Annotated in this window: 16 protein-coding genes and 1 pseudogene; 7 read left to right on the forward strand and 10 right to left on the reverse strand. The window is 69.5% G+C overall.

The genetic code is table 11. The annotated features are described in order from the left end of the window. Positions 1-8: 8 nt before the first annotated feature. Genes ACWD04_RS21110 through ACWD04_RS21120 form a run of 3 tightly spaced genes read right to left on the reverse strand, consistent with a single transcriptional unit; the run spans position 9 to position 3,360 of the window. Positions 9-818, reverse strand: a complete 810-nt coding sequence (locus ACWD04_RS21110) for an ABC transporter permease subunit (RefSeq protein ID WP_451134063.1) — start codon at positions 816-818, stop codon at positions 9-11. Continuing rightward, positions 815-1,768 carry an ABC transporter permease gene (locus ACWD04_RS21115; RefSeq protein WP_451134065.1) on the reverse strand — a complete coding sequence of 318 codons (954 nt, stop codon included), beginning with the start codon at positions 1,766-1,768 and terminating at the stop codon, positions 815-817. The genes ACWD04_RS21110 and ACWD04_RS21115 overlap by 4 nt, the downstream gene beginning before the upstream one ends. Then, entirely contained in the window at positions 1,765-3,360 is a 1,596-nt protein-coding gene (locus ACWD04_RS21120) for an ABC transporter substrate-binding protein (protein ID WP_451134067.1), read from the reverse strand. The genes ACWD04_RS21115 and ACWD04_RS21120 overlap by 4 nt, the downstream gene beginning before the upstream one ends. Between ACWD04_RS21120 and ACWD04_RS21125 the strand changes: the two genes are divergently transcribed. Continuing rightward, positions 3,359-3,529 carry a hypothetical protein gene (locus tag ACWD04_RS21125; protein WP_451134069.1) on the forward strand — a complete coding sequence of 57 codons (171 nt, stop codon included), beginning with the start codon at positions 3,359-3,361 and terminating at the stop codon, positions 3,527-3,529. The two genes, ACWD04_RS21120 and ACWD04_RS21125, sit on opposite strands and share 2 nt — an antisense overlap. 89 nt (positions 3,530-3,618) lie before the next feature. Here the strand turns inward: ACWD04_RS21125 and ACWD04_RS21130 are convergent, their stop codons facing one another. Further along, entirely contained in the window at positions 3,619-4,893 is a 1,275-nt protein-coding gene (locus tag ACWD04_RS21130) for an MFS transporter (protein WP_451134071.1), read from the reverse strand. 170 nt (positions 4,894-5,063) lie between these two features. On the opposite strand from ACWD04_RS21130, the gene ACWD04_RS21135 reads away from it, so the two are divergent. Both ACWD04_RS21135 and ACWD04_RS21140 read left to right on the forward strand, forming a co-directional pair. Then, the gene (locus ACWD04_RS21135) at positions 5,064-5,288 is read left to right on the forward strand and encodes a hypothetical protein (RefSeq protein ID WP_451134230.1); all 225 of its coding nucleotides are present in this window, start codon (positions 5,064-5,066) and stop codon (positions 5,286-5,288) included. Between the two features lie 223 nt (positions 5,289-5,511). After that, the gene (locus ACWD04_RS21140) at positions 5,512-5,991 is read left to right on the forward strand and encodes a DUF5709 domain-containing protein (protein WP_451134073.1); all 480 of its coding nucleotides are present in this window, start codon (positions 5,512-5,514) and stop codon (positions 5,989-5,991) included. Positions 5,992-6,025: 34 nt separating this feature from the next. On the opposite strand, the gene ACWD04_RS21145 is transcribed toward ACWD04_RS21140, so the two are convergent. Continuing rightward, on the reverse strand, positions 6,026-6,370 hold the full coding sequence (locus ACWD04_RS21145; protein WP_451134075.1) for a peptide deformylase: 345 nt from the start codon (positions 6,368-6,370) through the stop codon (positions 6,026-6,028). A gap of 420 nt (positions 6,371-6,790) precedes the next feature. Here ACWD04_RS21145 and ACWD04_RS21150 point away from each other — a divergent pair, with 420 nt between their 5' ends. After that, complete coding sequence (locus ACWD04_RS21150; protein WP_451134077.1) at positions 6,791-8,635, forward strand: ABC transporter ATP-binding protein; 1,845 nt, start codon at positions 6,791-6,793, stop codon at positions 8,633-8,635. Between the two features lie 400 nt (positions 8,636-9,035). Further along, positions 9,036-10,475, forward strand: coding sequence for an NADP-dependent phosphogluconate dehydrogenase (gene gndA / locus ACWD04_RS21155; protein WP_451134079.1), 1,440 nt, complete (start codon positions 9,036-9,038; stop codon positions 10,473-10,475). 194 nt (positions 10,476-10,669) lie between these two features. On the opposite strand, the gene ACWD04_RS21160 is transcribed toward gndA, so the two are convergent. Further along, complete coding sequence (locus ACWD04_RS21160; RefSeq protein ID WP_451134081.1) at positions 10,670-11,551, reverse strand: alpha/beta fold hydrolase; 882 nt, start codon at positions 11,549-11,551, stop codon at positions 10,670-10,672. Between the two features lie 122 nt (positions 11,552-11,673). Between ACWD04_RS21160 and ACWD04_RS21165 the strand changes: the two genes are divergently transcribed. Further along, positions 11,674-12,177, forward strand: a complete 504-nt coding sequence (locus tag ACWD04_RS21165) for a CGNR zinc finger domain-containing protein (RefSeq protein ID WP_451134083.1) — start codon at positions 11,674-11,676, stop codon at positions 12,175-12,177. 600 nt (positions 12,178-12,777) lie between these two features. Here ACWD04_RS21165 and ACWD04_RS21170 read toward each other — a convergent pair. After that, positions 12,778-13,185 (reverse strand): hypothetical protein, encoded by a 408-nt coding sequence (locus ACWD04_RS21170; protein WP_451134085.1) that lies wholly within the window; start codon positions 13,183-13,185, stop codon positions 12,778-12,780. Between the two features lie 552 nt (positions 13,186-13,737). Further along, the gene (locus ACWD04_RS21175; protein ID WP_451134087.1) at positions 13,738-14,076 is read right to left on the reverse strand and encodes an alpha/beta hydrolase; all 339 of its coding nucleotides are present in this window, start codon (positions 14,074-14,076) and stop codon (positions 13,738-13,740) included. 108 nt (positions 14,077-14,184) lie between these two features. On the opposite strand from ACWD04_RS21175, the gene ACWD04_RS21180 reads away from it, so the two are divergent. Beyond that, on the forward strand, positions 14,185-15,573 hold the full coding sequence (locus ACWD04_RS21180) for a diaminopimelate decarboxylase (RefSeq protein WP_451134220.1): 1,389 nt from the start codon (positions 14,185-14,187) through the stop codon (positions 15,571-15,573). Positions 15,574-15,913: 340 nt separating this feature from the next. Here ACWD04_RS21180 and ACWD04_RS21185 read toward each other — a convergent pair. Further along, a pseudogene (locus ACWD04_RS21185) lies at positions 15,914-16,141 on the reverse strand (GNAT family N-acetyltransferase); the annotation flags it as partial. Between the two features lie 9 nt (positions 16,142-16,150). Next, the gene (gene panD / locus ACWD04_RS21190) at positions 16,151-16,576 is read right to left on the reverse strand and encodes an aspartate 1-decarboxylase (protein ID WP_451134089.1); all 426 of its coding nucleotides are present in this window, start codon (positions 16,574-16,576) and stop codon (positions 16,151-16,153) included. Positions 16,577-16,809: the final 233 nt, after the last annotated feature.

Here is a 16,809-nt window from a genome sequence, read left to right on the forward strand (position 1 = left end):
GGGCGACTTCATGCGCGACTGCCCTTCCGGGACGGGGTGCGGTTCTCCATGGCGGCGTCGACGAGCAGATTGCTGCCCATGGTGAGTGCGACGATGAGCAGGGCGGGCACGACGACCGCCCAGGGCTGGATGAGCAGTCCGGTGCGGTTGCGGTCCACCATCACGGCCCAGTCGGCGGCGTCCGGGGCGACGCCGATGCCCAGGAAGGCCGCGGTGGCCACCAGGTAGAGCACGCCGGTCAGCCGGATCCCGGCGTCGGCGGCCAGGGTGCGCAGGATGGACCGCCCGACGTATCCGACGGCGAGGCGCCACCAGCTCTCCCCCTGCATGCGCAGTGCCTCCAGGGCCGGCCGGGACGCCGCCTCCGCGGCGGCCGCGCGCACGATCCGGGCCGCGTCGGGGATGGAGACAAAGGCCACCAGCAGCGCGAGTCCCGCCGCTCCGGGCGGAAAGGCGGCGGCGACCAGCAGGATCATGAGGAGTGAGGGAACGGCGAGCAGCACGTCCAGCGGACGCATCAGCACTTCCTCCAGCCACCTTCGGTGGGTGAGGGCGCTGATCAGCCCGAGCGGCAGGGCGACGAGATATGCGAGAGCGGTGGCTGCCAGCGCGACGAGCACCACGGGTCGCCCGCCGAGCAGCACCTGTTGCAGGACGTCCCGGCCGACGAAGTCCGTGCCGAGCACGTGTCCCCCGCCGAGGGTGAAGGACGCTGCGCGGGCCGAGGGCTCCCCCACGAACAACGGCCCGGCCAGGGCGAGGCCGAGCGGAAGCGCGGCGACGGCCGCACCGGGGCCGTATCTGCGAAGCCGCTTCATGCCGCCACCCCCGTGCGCGGTGCGAGACGGTGGGTGACGAGGTCGGCGCCTAGGTTGAGCACCACGGTGGCAAGGCCGAAGACCACCGCGAGTCCCTGCACGACGGGGATGTCGCGGTCGGCCACGGCGTTCATGAGGACGGTGCCGAGTCCGGGGATCACGTAAAGGGCCTCCACGACGATGACGCCGCACAGCAGCCAGTCGATGGTGCGGGCGAGCTGCTGGGTGGCGGGAGCCAGCGCGTTGGGCAGGGCGTGCCCATAGCGGATGCGGGCCCCACGGATTCCGTACCGCTCGGCATGGGCGGTGTACGGAGCGGCGAGCGCCTCGATCATGCCGGCCCTGACGAGCCGGGCCAGCGAGCAGACGGGGCGGGCGAGCAGGACCAGGACGGGCAGGACGAGCACGGCGGGATGCGCGAGCAGACCGGTGCCGTATCCGACGGCGGTCGGCGGGAACCACCCGAGCCGCAGGGCGAAGACGCTCACCAGGAGCACGCCGAGGGCGAATTCGGGCACCGCGTAGACGCCGAGGGTCGCGGAGCTGATCAGCCGGTCGGTGAACCGCCCTTCGTGGCGGGCGGCGAGGACGCCGAGGCCTACCCCCACGGGAATGAGGAGCGCGACCGTGACCGTGGCGAGGAGCAGGGTGGGGCCGAAGCCGTCCGCGAGGAAGCCGGCCACGGGCCGTCCGGAGGTGAGCGAGGTGCCGAAGTCGCCGTGGAGCAGCCCCATGACCCAGTCGGCCAGCCGCTCGTGGGCGGGCCGGTCGAGCCCCATCGCCTCGCGGACGGCGGCGATGCGCTGCGGGTCGGGCTGGTCCCCCGCGAAGGCCACCGCAGCGTCGCCCGGCAGCGCCTCGGTGAGCGCGAAGACCAGCAGCACCACGGCCGCGGTCTGCAGGGCGCCGAGGAGCAGCCGCCGGGCGATCCAGGAACGCAGTCCGTTCACGCCAGCCAGACCTTGTCGAAGCGCGCCCAGTCCAGGGTGTTGGCGGGTGCTTCGCCGGCGACGCCCCGCAGGGAGCGTGCGGTGCCGAGGATCCAGTCTCCGAAGCCCCAGACGAGGAACCCTCCTTCGGCGTGCAGCTGCCGCTGCATCCGCCCGTAGAGGGTGGCCCGTGCCGCCTTGTCCTTGGTCGACTGAGCCTGTTGGTACAGCGTGTCGAAGGCCTTGTCCCGCCATTCGGTGGCGTTGGTGGTGGACCCGGTGAGCAGTCGCTGGGAGATGTGGGACTCGATGGGCATGGCGCCGGACCGGTAGCAGCACAGGGTGCCGGAGTCGAGGATGTCCTTCCAGTAGGAGTCCTTGCTGCCCATTCGTACGTCGACGGTGACTCCGGCGCGTGCCGCCTGGTCCCGGAAGATCCCTGCGGCCTCGGTGAAACCTGCGGCGACGGCGGAGGTGTCGAGCGTGACCTTCAGGTCCTGCGCGCCGGCCTGCCTGAGCAGGCTTCGGGCACGGCCGATGTCCTGTGCGCGTTGCGGGAGTTCGTCCGCGTAGTACTCGTATCCCTTGCCGAAGAGGTCGTTACCCTGCTCGCCCGCTCCGGAGAGGGCGCCGGCCACGAGTTCCTGGCGGTCGGCGATGAGGAAGAACGCCTCGCGGACCCGAGGGTCGTCGAAGGGCGGGCGGTCCGTCTTCATGGCGAAGGCCTGCATGGCACTGTTCCGCAGCCGGACGATCTCGATGCCGCCCGCCTTCTCGTGGGCGCGTCCGGTGGCGGGGTTGAGTTCGTGCGCGTACTCGATCTGGCCGCCGAGGAGGGCGTTGATCCGGGCCGACTCCTCGTTGGCGACAACGAATTCGAGCTCGTCCAGGTGCGGGGCACCTTCCCAGTAGGTTTCGTTGCGCCGCAGGACGGTGGAGCGCCCGGGGGTGAAGGAGACGAATCGGAACGGGCCGGAGCCGATCGGCTCGCGGTCGAATGCTGTGGCGCCGCCCTGGACGATGTAGGCGCCGAAGGCCGCCATCACGTTGGGGAATTCGGCTGTCGGCCGCTTGAGTACGAACTCGACGGTCCGCTCCGACGTCGCACGGCTCGCCTCCAGGTCTACGGGTTCCAGGGAGGCGCGGGCGCGGTACGCCTTCGCGGGGTCGGCGATGCGGCGGTAGCTGTACAGGACGTCGGCGGCCGTCACCGGCTTCCCGTCGTGGAACTCCGCCTGCCGCAGGGTGACGGTCCAGCGGTCGAGGCCCGCGTTCGGCTCCCATGTCTCGGCCAGACGTGGCACCGCGGCCAGGTCGGCGCCGTAGTCGGCGAGCTTCTCGAAGAGCGCCTTGCTCCGGGCGGCGTCGGCGAAGAGATTTCCCAGGTGCGGATCCAGGGTTTCGCTAGCGCCGCCTCCGGCGAAGGCGGCACGCAGCCGTCCGCCGCGCCGGGGGGTGCCGTCCCCCTTGCCGGCGGTCGTCTCCGTGGCGACGGGTCCTGAGCATCCGGCGAGCGTGAGCGCGCCGATGCCGGCGGCTCCTCCGGCCGCGGCGAGGAAGCCGCGCCTGCGCAGGCCGGGGAAGCGTTCGTGTCTGTCGGCTGCTGCGGTCATGGCTGTTCTCCTGTTGCTGGGTGTGCGGACTTCGTGGCACGGGGTGGAGCCGGTCGCCGTCGGCGGCGGTACCTGGTTCGGCGCCCGGCTGCCAGGCCGGGTCGGTGCGCGGGCCGGGGCCGTCGTACAGGACGGACGGCCCCGCGCCGTACCGTCGCAGGAGGCCTGACGCCCAACGCCCGGCGAGGCGTTCGGGATCGGGGGACCTGGCCTCGTACAGTTCCAGGCGGTCGGTGAGCCGATTCCCTGTCCGGTGCTTCATGCCGTCACCCCCACGGGGGCGGGCCTTGTCGGGGGCAGGGTGCCGTTGCGCTGCAGCCAGATCACACCGCCCGCCGAGGCGAGCCCGGCCGCCACGCAGCAGGCCCAGGGGAGCAGAGCGGCCGGGCTGCCGCCCCCGTCTCGCTGGGCGGCGTCCATGGCCCAGCCGACAGCCGCGTTGCCGACGGCCGCGGCGATGCCGGAGACCGCGTAGAAGATCCCGAAGTACGTACCCGTCAGTGTCTGCCTCCCGAAGCCCGGGATCAGCTCCATGACGAAGGGCTGCGCGGTCATGACTCCCAGATGCAGCAGCAAGGCTCCGACCAGGACGGGCAGGGCGCGCAGGAAGGCGTCCAAGGCCCCGTCGGGTGGTGTGACCGTACCTGCGACGAGCATCGGCGGTACGAAGGCGAGCCCCATCAGCACGAGGCCGGTGGCGATCCAACGTCCTCTGGTCCCGCGGCCCTTCGTTGCGCGGGTGATCCGCAGCTGGAAGGCGACGCCCGCGATCGTGCCTACGAGGAAGACGAGTCCAGCGGCTCCGTCCCAGCCGGTGGCCTGGCGGGCGCCTGCGGGCAGTAGCAGGTAGAGCTGGTTCTCCAGAGTGAACATGCCGACCATGGCCAGTGCGAACGCGAGGAAGGCCCGGTTACCGACGGCTTCCCGCCAGTCGGCGGTGACACTGCTCGTGGCCGGTGGCACGTCCCGGGCCGGGAGCACCAGGGCCTGGGCGACGGTGAGCACGGCGAAGATCGCGGCGGCGGTGAGCGCGGAGGCCCGGAAATCGACGAGCAGCAGGGCACTGCCCAGGAGAGGGCCGATGAGGGCACCGGTCGTCGCGAAGACGTTGAACAGGGCGAACGCCTCGGCTTTGCGCTCCCCCGCTTCCAGCGCGAGACAGGTGCGCACGGCGGGGTTGAACAGAGCGCCGGCCACTCCGCTGAGCACCGAGGCGGCGAGCAGTACGGGCAGTCCGTCGCCGAGCGCGAAGAGGGCGAAGCCGACGGTGCGTATCGCGCAGCCGGTAATGATGACACCTCGGGCCCCTAGCCGGTCGGCGGCGGAGCCGCCTATGAGGAAGAGGCCTTGCTGGCTGAGGTTGCGTACGCCGAGGACGATGCCGACGACGGCCGCCGACAGGCCCAGGTTGTCGCCCAGGTGGGTGGCGAGGTACGGGATGAGGAGATAGAAGCCTGTGTTGACGCCGAGTTGGTTGACCAGCAACAGGCGGATGGCGAGCGGGAATCCCCGGATCTCCTGCCAGGTCCTCATGAGGCCGCGCTCCGGACCCCGGCTTCGGTGCGACGCCGTACGCCGAACCCCGGACGGCCCTCCGCCGCGACGAGCCCCACTTCACCTTTCTCACCCGCGACCCGCACCACTACCTCTGGTCGGCACCGACGAGCACGGCCCAACCACTGCTCACCGCACGTAATCTCGTCATGGCACGCGCAGAAGACGGCGACGCACTGTCTCCCCGGGCCGATCGGCTGCACGAGGCTCTGCGTTCCGACGGTCTGGTCACGTCCTGTGACTGCAATCTGCCGGACTCCGCCCGGATCGCCGCCCGGCCGGGCCTGCCGGGGCACCCGTCCGAAGCCGTGTCCCTCCTCCAGGGCCCGTGGCAGCAGCCTGCTCATCGACCCGACCCAGCTCTCGACCACTAACAGATGAGCCACGAGCTCCCCCCTCCTCACAGTGCCGTCGACAGTGCGGGCAGGCAGAGATCACCCCCGTGCGGGGGCGCCGACCCGACTGCACATGCTATCGATAATCGTTTTCATTGTCACCCAAAGCGGCGTCACTGCTCTCGGCAACCGCCTTCCGTTGCGCCCCCCGCCAGACCGGAGTGGAATTGCATACAGGGGGACCCGGAGAAAGGGACACGCCATGAGCGACAGCGACCGGGGGGACGACGTCTACCAGCCACAGGAGCCGGAGGCTTCCGACCCTGCTGACCTGCTGGATCTGGAGGACACCCTGGACACGTCCGGGATCGCCGACGTCCTGGACGAGGGCTACTCCCCGCCCGACCGGCCCTGGGCGGTCGACGACAAGGGCACCACCGCCTCGGAACAGCACGCGGGCGAATCCCTCGACAGCCGCCTGACCAGGGAAGTCCCTGAGAGCACGACCTCTGTTCCCGACGGCCCAGGCGATCTGACCGACGGCGACGGGGAGCTCTACGACCTGAACGAAGTAGGGACGGACCGCGCGGGCAGACTCACACAGGAGGGCGACGGGCATGTGCCCTCCACCCTCACCGCCCAGGACGTCGGTATCGACGGCGCGGCGGCGTCCGCCGAGGAAGCGGCGATGCACCTGGTCCCGGAGGAGCAGGACCTGTTCGGGGAGGAGCCGGTGCCCTGACGGCGGCTACGTCCGCATACCGGAGAACAGCGAGTCACCTGCGCTGTCTCTTCGCAGCAGCGGCGTGCCTGGCGTACACCTCCGGCAAGTCCCGCATGTCGCGGAGAGCGGACTTACGCCCCCGTTGCGCAAGGCGGTCCGGATACAGGTGGCCCCCTAGGTGGCCGGTCGCGTGCTGCAGACACCGGGCGAAGTGTCTGCCGCCCTCGATCACCAGCCGTCTGCCGTCCTTGCCGGAGCGCCGGACCACGGCACCATCGAGGCGAGGCACCACGCGATACGGGGCGCGAACGGACAGGCAGCCTTCGGGTCCCTCCACCAAGCGGCGGCGTTCAGCGGGTACCGCGTCCAGGACGGTATCGGCGATGGCGCCCGACATCGTCAGACCTCAGCCACGGATCCTCAGCCGGAGCGCACGCGCCGGGCCTTCGTGACCAGGCCATACGGATCGCCCTGCTGGACTGCTCGCCGAAGCGGGCACCCTGACCTCCACCGAGGCCGCCGCGCGCCTGGGTCGCAGATCCGGGCTCCACTCCCTCCGCAGGTGTGCCGACTGTGCCGGATGCGGTCGTAGGGCCCCCGGTGCAAGGAGACATGGACCGGTTCGGCCGAAAGGCGCCGTTGCGCTGCCGAGCCCCTGAAAACGCTTGGACGCCGGCCGTCCGGCCACGCAAGACTCCTTTCCCCCGGACCTCTTGCCGCGGACGCGCAGCCGGCGCTTCCTCGCGCCTTTCGGCGCGGCGACCTCCCACCACGGCGGAGTCCGGAGCAACTGCCCGCGTAACGACATGAGGTCGGCATGGGATCGCAGCAGTCTCACTGCACCGGACCGGGCAAGGGCCCGGTCCGGCTCGCACTCCGCCACTACCTGCGGGAGCTGTCCCGCCAGCGCAGACTTTCTGTTCCCGGGCTCATGCTCCCGGCCCTCGGCAACATCGGGATCACATACATCGCGCCGCTGGTCGTCGCCAAACTCGTCGGCCGGATCGCCGAGGACGGGGCCATAAGCATCCGCGAGGCACTCCCCTACGTCGGCGTGTTCGCCGGAGTGCTTCTCCTGGCGGAAACCATGTGGCGGCTGGGCTTGCACTGCCTCAACCGCGTCGACGCCCGAGGCATCGAACGCTTGTATGTCACCGGAATGGACGAGCTGTTCGCCAAGGACGCCGCGTTCTTCCAGGACAACTTCGCCGGATCGCTGACCAAGAGGGTACTGAGCTTCGCCTCACGCTTCGAGGAGTTCGTCGACACCCTCACGTTCAACGTCGTCGGAAGCCTGGCCCCGCTGCTTTTCGGCACGGTGATCCTGTGGACCTACGACCCCCTGCTGGTGGTCGGCCTGCTGACGATGATCGCGGTGACCGCTGTGTGCGCCGCACCGCTCATCCGGCGCCGCCAGAAACTGGTCAGCCGGCGTGAGGAGGCGATCGCCCGGGTGTCGGGCCATGTGTCCGACGTGCTGATGAACATGGACACCGTGCGCGCCTTCGCGGCCGAGGAACGCGAGGCCGCCGAGCACCGGGCACGGGTCGCGGAGTCCCGGCGGCTGACGCTGCTCTCATGGGACTACGGCAATCTACGCATCGACACCCTCGTCGCGCCGCTGTCGGTACTCACCAACGCGCTGGGCCTGCTTCTCGCCGTCGGGATCGGGGCCGGCGGCGGCAGCGTGGAGGCGATCGTGGTCGCCTTCACGTATTACACCGGTTCGACCCGCATCATGTTCGAGTTCAATCAGATCTACCGCCGCCTCGAGAGCTCGATGACCGAGGCCGCGCAGTTCACCGAGTTGCTCCTCCTCGAGCCCACCGTGCTGGACCCCGCGACACCGGAGCCGTTGAGCCCGCGGTCCGCGGGCGTCCGCTTCGAACAGGTCACCTTCGCTCACGACGGGGGCGACCCGATCTTCGAGGGGCTCGATCTGGACGTGCCCAGCGGGGCGAGGATCGGCCTCGTCGGGCGGTCCGGCGGCGGCAAGACCACACTCACCCGGCTACTGCTGCGTATGGCCGACGTCCGGTCCGGCCGCGTCCTGATCGGTGGTCAGGACATCAGCCGGCTGCGCCAGTCCGACCTGCGGAGCCTGATCGCGTACGTCCCGCAGGAACCGGCCATGTTCCACCGCACCCTGCGCGAGAACATCCAGTTCGCCCGCCCGGACGCCACCGTCGCAGAGATCCGCGCCGCCGCCGACGCGGCCCATGTCACCGAGTTCGCCGACCAACTCCCGGCGGGCTTCGACACGATGGTCGGGGAGCGTGGCGTCAAGCTCTCCGGCGGGCAGCGTCAGCGGGTCGCCCTCGCCCGGGCGATCCTGCGTGACGCGCCGGTCCTGCTGCTCGACGAGGCGACCAGCGCGCTACACTCCGAGAGCGAGACCCTCGTCCAACAGGCGCTGTGGCAGCTGATGGAGGGCCGGACCGCGCTGGTCGTCGCGCACCGCCTGAGTACGGTCGCGGCCATGGACCAGCTCATCGTGCTCGACCAGGGACGCCTTGTCGAGCAGGGTACACATCACGAGCTTCTGCACACCGACGGTGCCTATGCCAAGCTCTGGCACCACCAGTCCGGCGGCTTCCTCGTCGACACCGCCGCCGGACCGTTGGTGCCACGGCCGAACAGGCGCGGTGACGACGAGGCCTAGGCACCGCCCGGCCGGCCGGTGTGACACGTCCCGGCTCGCATTCCGAGCTCACCGGCCCCGGGCCGGGCGTGCGCACGTCACCGGATGCGTACGGATACCAGCCCGGGCGCCGCCCGTCCGCCCCCGCCACAAACCCACCTGGCGCACGAGCTCGTCGATCGCGAACAGGAGTGGACCACCACATGCCCACCACCCCCTCGTCCGAACGCACCGCGCAGATCGGCGGCACCGAACTCACTGTCACGGGTAGCGATCCCGCCCGGAACGTCGAAAGATCAGCGACACCATGACAGGCTCCCAGACCTCGGCCAACTGCGCACCGTAAGCTCGGCAGCCCGTTCCAGCATGGCGGTCTGTCGAACTGCCGAACACGACGAAACCGGAAGAAGGCAGGGTCACAATGAGCAGCGCAGCGCAGATCGGTGTCACAGGGCTTGCCGTTATGGGGCGCAACCTGGCCCGGAATTTCGCACGCAACGGATACACCGTCGCTTTGCACAACCGAACCTCCGCTCGCACCCGCGAACTCGTCGAAGAATTCGGCGATGAGGGTCACTTCATCGCTACCGAGAGCGCAGAGGATTTCGTGGCAGCCATGGAGAGGCCACGACGCCTGGTCGTCATGGTGAAAGCAGGGGAGGCCACGGACGCGGTGATCGCCGAGTTCGCACCTCTCCTGGAGTCCGGCGACATGATCATCGACGGTGGCAACGCTCACTTCGCCGACACGCGCCGCCGTGAGCGCGAGTTGCGCGAGCAGGGCATCCACTTCGTCGGAACGGGCGTCTCCGGCGGCGAGGAAGGAGCGCTCAACGGGCCGAGCATCATGCCCGGCGGCAGCAGGGAGTCGTACGACTTCCTCGGGCCGATGCTCGAGAAGATCTCCGCGAAGGCCAAGGACGGGGCTCCGTGCGTCACTCATATCGGCCCTGACGGAGCCGGACACTTCGTAAAAATGGCACACAACGGCGTCGAATACGCCGATATGCAGCTCATCGGCGAGGCATACCACCTGCTCCGCGACGTGGCCGGATACTCCGCCGCGCAGATCGCGGACGTCTTCCGCACGTGGAACACCGGGCGCCTGGAGTCCTACCTCATCGAGATCACCGCGGAGGTGCTCTCGCAGGTCGACGCAGAGACCGGCGAGCCCTTCGTCGACGTGGTGCTCGACCAGGCGGAGCAGAAGGGCACCGGCCGCTGGACTGTACAGGTCGCCCTTGACCTGGGGGTCCCCGTCTCCGGCATCGCCGAGGCCGTCTTCGCCCGTTCCGTCTCCGGCCACGCCGCCCTCCGAGAGGCCTCACGGCATCTCGCCGGACCGACCGCGCGCAAGCTCGGCGAGGAGGAGGCGGCGGCATTCGCCGACCAGGTCGAGCAGGCGCTGTATGCCTCGAAAATCGTCTCCTACACCCAGGGCTTTCACGAGATCGCGGCCGGCAGCGAGGAATACGACTGGAAAATCGATCTCGGCAAGGTCGCCGCGATCTGGCGCGGCGGATGCATCATCCGGGCCGCGTTCCTCGACAGGATCACCAGCGCCTACGAAGCCCAGCCGCAGCTGCCGAGCCTTCTCTCCGACAAGAGCTTCGCCGAAGAGATCGCCGCCGCACAGAACGACTGGCGCACGGTGATCGCCACCGCCGTCATCCAGGGCGTCCCCACTCCCGCCTTTGCCGCCACCCTCGCCTACTACGACTCCCTGCGCGCCGAACGCCTCCCCGCCGCCCTCACCCAGGGCCAGCGCGACTACTTCGGCGCACACACCTACCGCCGCATCGACCGCGACGGTGTCTTCCACACCCTCTGGGGCGGCGACAAGACCGAAGTGGAAAGCTGACCAGCGCTCGCCGGGCCTGACAGCGGGACCCCTCAGCCAATCACAGACGCTGAAGAGATCAGGGGCGTGGACGGGGCCACACCCCCGTCCGGCTATACGGCTGTCGGGCCCTGGCAGGTACTGGAACCCGCCGCCGGGGCGGGGTGCGGCGGGCGGTTGGCGGGGCGTACCCACCCGGCCGCCGGTTCCGCCTGTCAGGCCCGGGCCGCCGACAACGTACGGGTCAGGAAGTCCCGGATGTAGCCGACCGTGCTGTCCAGGTGGCTCTCAAGCAGGAAGTGGCCACCTCCGGGTACCAAATGGATCTCGGCATCCGGCAGGTCCCGCGCGAAGGCACGCGCACCGTCGGGGCCGAAGATGAGGTCCTCGGCTCCCCATACCGCCAGCAGCGGGACGCGGCTCTCCCGGAAGTACGCGTGTACCTGCGGATAGAGGGGCGGGTTGGTGGCGTAGTCACGGAAGAGGGCGAGCTGCACGAGGTCGTTTCCGGGGCGGCTGATGTCACGGTGGTCGGCCGTCCAGGTGTCGGGGTCGACCAGTTCGGGCCGGTCCACCCCGTGGAGGTACTGCCAGCGGACGGCATCCAGATCGAGGGCCCCGCGGACCGCCTGCTCGGTCGCGGGCCCCGGGTCCTTCGCGTAGGCCCACACAGGCGCCCAGAAGTCAGGGACGAAGCCGTCCTCGTAGGCGTTGCCGTTCTGAGTGATCACTGCGGTGAGCGCCTGCGGATTGCGCAGCGCGAGCCGCCACCCGATAGGAGCACCGTAGTCCTGTACGTACATGGCGTAGCTGGTGACACCGAGCCCGGTCAGGAGTGACTCCGTGATGTCTGTGAGTGCGTCGAACGTGTACAGGAACGCGTCGGCGGGCGGGGTATCGGAGTGGCCGAAGCCGAGGTGGTCGGGAGCAATGACGCGGAACCGGTCGGCGAGCTCCGGGATCAGCCGGCGGAACATGCGCGAGCTGGTGGGGAATCCGTGCAGGAGCACGACAGCCGGCGCGTCGCGGGGTCCAGCCTCCCTGTAGAAGATGCGGTGTCCACGCACAGTGGCGCACCGGTGGTGAATGCCAGTCATGACTAACCCTCCAGGATCTCCTTGATGGTTACCTACGCTTCTGAGTGGACCGGATGCGAGGTAACCTGTCAAATCGACGAACACGGTTAGATGGAAAAACTTGGACGGGAGGTGGGGTAGGCGTGATCGACGAACGGGCACTGCTCGAGGCGCTGAACAGCACTCCGGTGGTGGACGGTCGGTCACAGGATCTGTGGGCCGATGACGCCGAGCTGCGGCGGTGGGCTCAGGAGCACGGCGGTCCCGGTGACGCGCCGGCGACCGACTGGCTGCGGACGGCGAGGGACGTGCTCCAGACCGCCACGCGCGGCCCCGTGCCCGAGGCGGAGCTGCAGCGGATACTTGCTGGCGTCCGCCGGCTCCCCGAGGTCGGCGAGTCGGGCCTACGGTGGCGTCTCCAAGGGCCACCCGAGCGGATGCTCGCGGTGGAGCTGGTGCTTGTCTGGTATGACGTCCGGGAACGCAGGCCCGGTCGACTGCGCCCATGCGGCAACGAAGAGTGCCGCCTCTTCCTCCTCGACCGCAGCCGTGCCAATACCGCCCGCTGGTGCTCGATGAAGACCTGCGGTAATCGTCTGAAGGCCCGCCGCCACCAGGAGCGCGCCCGTCAGGCTCCGACGTCCTGACGGGTGCACATGATCAGTTCTGGACGGGCACGGTCCGGCTGCACCGGCCGGACTCGGATCGCGTCGCGGCGGACCTGACGAGGCGGGCAGACGTCCTGGAGGACCGCTGGGTCGGGACGCGATGTCCATGACGCGAACCAGAGGCGGAGCGACGCCACGGTGACGGTGACGTGGAAGAAGTTCCGCACCGGCACGGCCCGCCTGACCCTGGATGCTGGCGGCGTCCGACGGCCGTCAGACGTCGGCGGCAGGCCTGGAACGACGTGCGTTCGTTGCCCATTACTTTCAGCGACTCGACTGCGGATCTGTCACGCCGGATCGTCACCTCGGTCAGGCCGGACACGCTTGTGTCAGATGCTCACTTCTCGAACCGGACCCGGCCCGACGGGCACGACTCGCCGGCATCCGCGCAAGCCTGATCGCCCGCATGGCCGGGGCCGAACGCGAAGGCCGGGTCAACAAGGTCGACGGCCTGCAAGTCAGCCTCACCGGAGCCAGAGGATGAACTCCCCCAGCTTGATCACAAGCCCAGTGCCGTCGTTTTCGGGGCCTCTGCTCTGCCAAGAGCGTCGCATTCCCAAAGAATTCCCATACGTCCCTTCACTGCAACGCGGACTGCAGAGCAGGCACCGCGGACCCTGAACTCGTGGAAGGGATCTTCCAGTGGAACGGGACGCCGTCGCCGTCGACGTAGACGAGGGTGCCACCCTTCTCGGCGGTGGTGATATCGAAGGCAGCGGTGTTGACCTGGTGAGTGTCGGGCCGCACCCCTGGACCACCATCACTGAATCCAACGGGAGCGATCCTTCCCGCCACCTTGCCGTTCCCCGCCTTGACGGTACGCCCGTCGGGAGTCTTCCACCGGAAGCCGCCGTTGCCGACTGTGGTCGTCACAACAGTGTTGGCCCGATTCTCGGCTTTGAACGTGACGACGGCGAAAAGATCGTGCTCCGGGGTGTCGGCGCCGGCCTTGTCGACATAGACGACGGTATCCGGAGTGATCCGCACGGTCCCCTTACCTCCGCTACCGGCGGTGTCAGCACTCTGCCCCACCTCAAGTGTGGTGCGCGGACTCGGCTGTGGAGTGCTTCTGTCGTCGCTCTCGCCACAGGCAGTGAGACTCAGGCAGCAGGCTGCTGCGAGTGCGGATGTTCTGATGGCGTGGCGCACGATTCCCCCGACAGGAGCTGTTGAAGTAAGCAAAGTCTGCCCCAGCCAGCAGTACAACTGGATCAACGTTGCCCTGTTGTGACCAACCAGATGCTCCTCGCGAAAGGCCTGACGCCGTTGCCAACGCTCCCTGCCTGAACAGCTCCCCCTGGTCGCGCAGCACGGCCGGATCCGTGATGGTCTGACCGCCGCCCTCAGCCACCGCCACCGCGCTGCCCTCACCGTCGTACGCCTGCTCGGCAAGGTAGTCCCGGACGTCCACCGCGTGCAGCGCCCGCGCGATGCCGCCGCGCGAGGGAGGTACTGTCAACGCCCGGCAGCGCCGGGTGCAGGATCCCTCTGGTCGACGGTCACCATCACGGCCCGCTCTCCCAGTGTCCCGCGCAGCTTCTACGCGCCGACCAGGGACGTTCCGGGATCGCGCTCGTTCTGTACGAGGAGCATGGTGGACGGGCCTCGTCCGCCGACCTGCACCGGCGGTTCGAAGACCGTACCCGGCCAGAAGCCACAGGGCCCGATGTCCGCCGTCGATCCGCCCAGCTTCGGGTACAGCAGCCGGTCGAGTGCGGCGGCACGCTGGTACGTGCGGCCTCCCGTGTGACGTCGACTGCGGTGTGCGCGAGCTCGCCAGGGCGAACGCCGTCGCCGACGGGGTCCTGCCGGCCACCCCGCCGGGGTGACTTCGCGCTGTGCCTGGGACAGGATCTGTCCATCGGATATCTGGACCACGATGCGACGAGCTTCGAATCCACTTCCACCAGGCGTTCACCTTCCGATGCTGACACCCGAGGCCGTGGTCCCGCACATCGCCCGAACGCGCCGACCCAGGAGGCTCCCATCGACGACACCCGCCCTGCGCCGGCATCGAGCTCCCCGGCAGTCGAGGGCTCCCCGCGCACACCCCGCTCGGACCGGTTCGGCGAAGCGCTCCGTCTCGCGGTGGCCGAGGGGCTGCTCGGCGAGGAGCAGCCCCTCGCGGGCTTCCTGGACGCGGACGGGATACGCGACTCCGTCGCCGCGCTGCAAGACGCCTTCGCCGCGGAGCCGGGCGTACGGGTGCTGCACACCTTCGCCGCGAAGGCCGCGTCGCTGATCCCGGTGCTGCGGCTCCTCGCCGACTGCGGCATGGGCTGCGAGGTGGCCGGGCCGGGCGAACTGCGGCTCGCGGTCGAGGCCGGTTTCCCCCCGGCACGAATAGTCCTGGACTCACCCGCCAAGACCCGCGACGAGCTGCGGCTGGCGCTGATGCTCGGTGTCGCCGTGAACGCGGACAGCTTCGGTGAGATCCGCCGCATCGATGAGCTCCGCTCCCCAGGCTCTGCGTCCGTCCTGGGGCTACGGGTGAACCCGCAGGTAGGAGGAGGCTCCATCGAAGCCATGAGCACGGCGACGGCCACCTCGAAATTCGGCGTGGCCCTGCGTGACCCAGGCGCCCGCGAACAGGTCGTCCAGGCCTTCGCCGAGCGTCCCTGGCTGAGCCGGCTGCACGCCCACGTCGGTTCGCAGGGCTGCTCGCTGGAGCTGATCGCCGCGGGCATCGCGGAGACGTACCGGCTCGCAGAGGAGATCAACGAGTCAGTCGGGACGCGCCGGGTCACCGGGCTCGACATCGGGGGCGGGCTGCCGGTCAACTTCGCCGACGACGACACCCGGCCCACCTTCGCGGAGTACGTGGCGGCGCTCAGGGAAGCGGCTCCCGGAATCTTCGACGGGCGCTACGACCTGGTCACCGAATTCGGCAGATCCCTGCTCGCCAAGAACGGCTTCATCGGGGCGCGAGTCGAGTACACGAAGGATGCGGGCGGGCGTCGTATCGCGCTCACCCACGCGGGGGCACAGATCGCCACCCGCACCGTGTTCATGCCTGAGGCCTGGCCACTGCGGGTCGGCGCGTTCGACAGCGAGGGACGCCCCAGGATCGGACGGCCGATGGTCCAGGACATCGCGGGGCCGTGCTGCTTCGCCGGGGACATCGTGGCCCATGCCCGGGAGCTGCCCGAACTACGGGAGGGCGACTTCGTGGCCCTGTACGACACGGGGGCGTACTACTTCTCCACCCCGTGGGCGTACAACAGTCTGCCCAGGCCGGCGGTCTACGGCTTCGCGGGGCGAACCAGCGACCTGCGCTTCGCCCTGGTGCGCGAGGCGCAGTCACTGGACTCGGTGGTGGCGGAGAGCGGGCTGCTCCAGGCGGACGCGCTGACGGGACTCCACGAGAGGCCTTAGAAGCTCTGGCTCACCCCGCCGGCTGAGGCTCCGGCTCGGGTACCGGCTCGGGGTTCGGGTTCGGCGGCTGCGGAATCGGGTCAGGCGCGGGGCCGGGCGGCACAGGGCCCGGCGGTACGGGCGGTGGGGAGGGAACCGGTGTCGGCGGCCCCGGCACGGGCGGGGGCGTCGGCGCGGGCGGTACGGGGTCGGGATTCGGGTGGGTCATCTCGGTCCTCCAAGGGCGGCGAACGGGACGAGTGGATCTCATCTCCACCGTCTCCCGGAGCGGCTGCCCGCGCCTGCCGAGTCCATACGTATGCGCCGTGACTCCTGTTCCCGGACGCTTCCCCGGCCGACCTCAGAACAGCTCGGGATGAGACTCGAGCTGCCGCTCGGCCCCGCGCATCAGCTCTTCCGGGGCCTCCGGCGCCTCCTCCGGATGGCGTCGGGCCCACCTGACGACGTAGGAGCAGAGAGGGGCGACGGGCACCCCTTCCCGGGCCGCCATGGCGTAGAAGGACCGCGCGAGGGCACCGCCGATGCCCTCGCCCTCGTGTTCCGGCTCGACCCTCGTACGGTGGACGGCGTGAGCGGCTCAGCTCCGCGCGGGCACGGCCTGCGGGCTGCGCTCGGTGGGCGTACCCGGCACGGGCGCCGAGGCGTCGTCTCCCAGCTCCACGATGCGGTTCCCGGCGTCCACGTGCACGACGCTGGGCACGAGCGCACGCGCCTCCGCGTCGTCGACCTGTGCGTAACTGATGAGAATGACCAGGTCACCGGGGTGTACCAGGTGGGCGGCGGCGCCGTTGATCCCGATGACACCGGAGCCGCGCTCCCCCTCGATGACGTACGTCTCGAGCCGGGCGCCGTTGTCGATGTCCACGATGTGAACGAGCTCGCCGGGCAGCAGATCCGCGGCGTCCATCAGGTCGGCGTCGACCGTCACCGAGCCGACGTAGTGCAGGTCGGCCTGGGTCACGGTAGCTCGATGGATCTTGGACTTGAACAGAGTGCGCAGCATATGGGACTCCTGGAAGACGGCTCCCTGCCTGCTCTTTGCAGGTCAAGGGCGATCTTCACTGTACATCGACATGTATTCGACTCGAAGACTTTCCAGAACATCGTGCGCCGTGGGGAGCGGGCTTCTCACCCGCGCGATCCATGCAGAACAGGCTGCCGCGGAGCCATCAACCGGGAGTATGTACGGAGGACCACCCCGTCCGCTCTGAAGCGCACGTCAGAGCAGCCTCGTGA

It is taken from the genome of Streptomyces sp. NPDC002911, assembly GCF_053591835.1.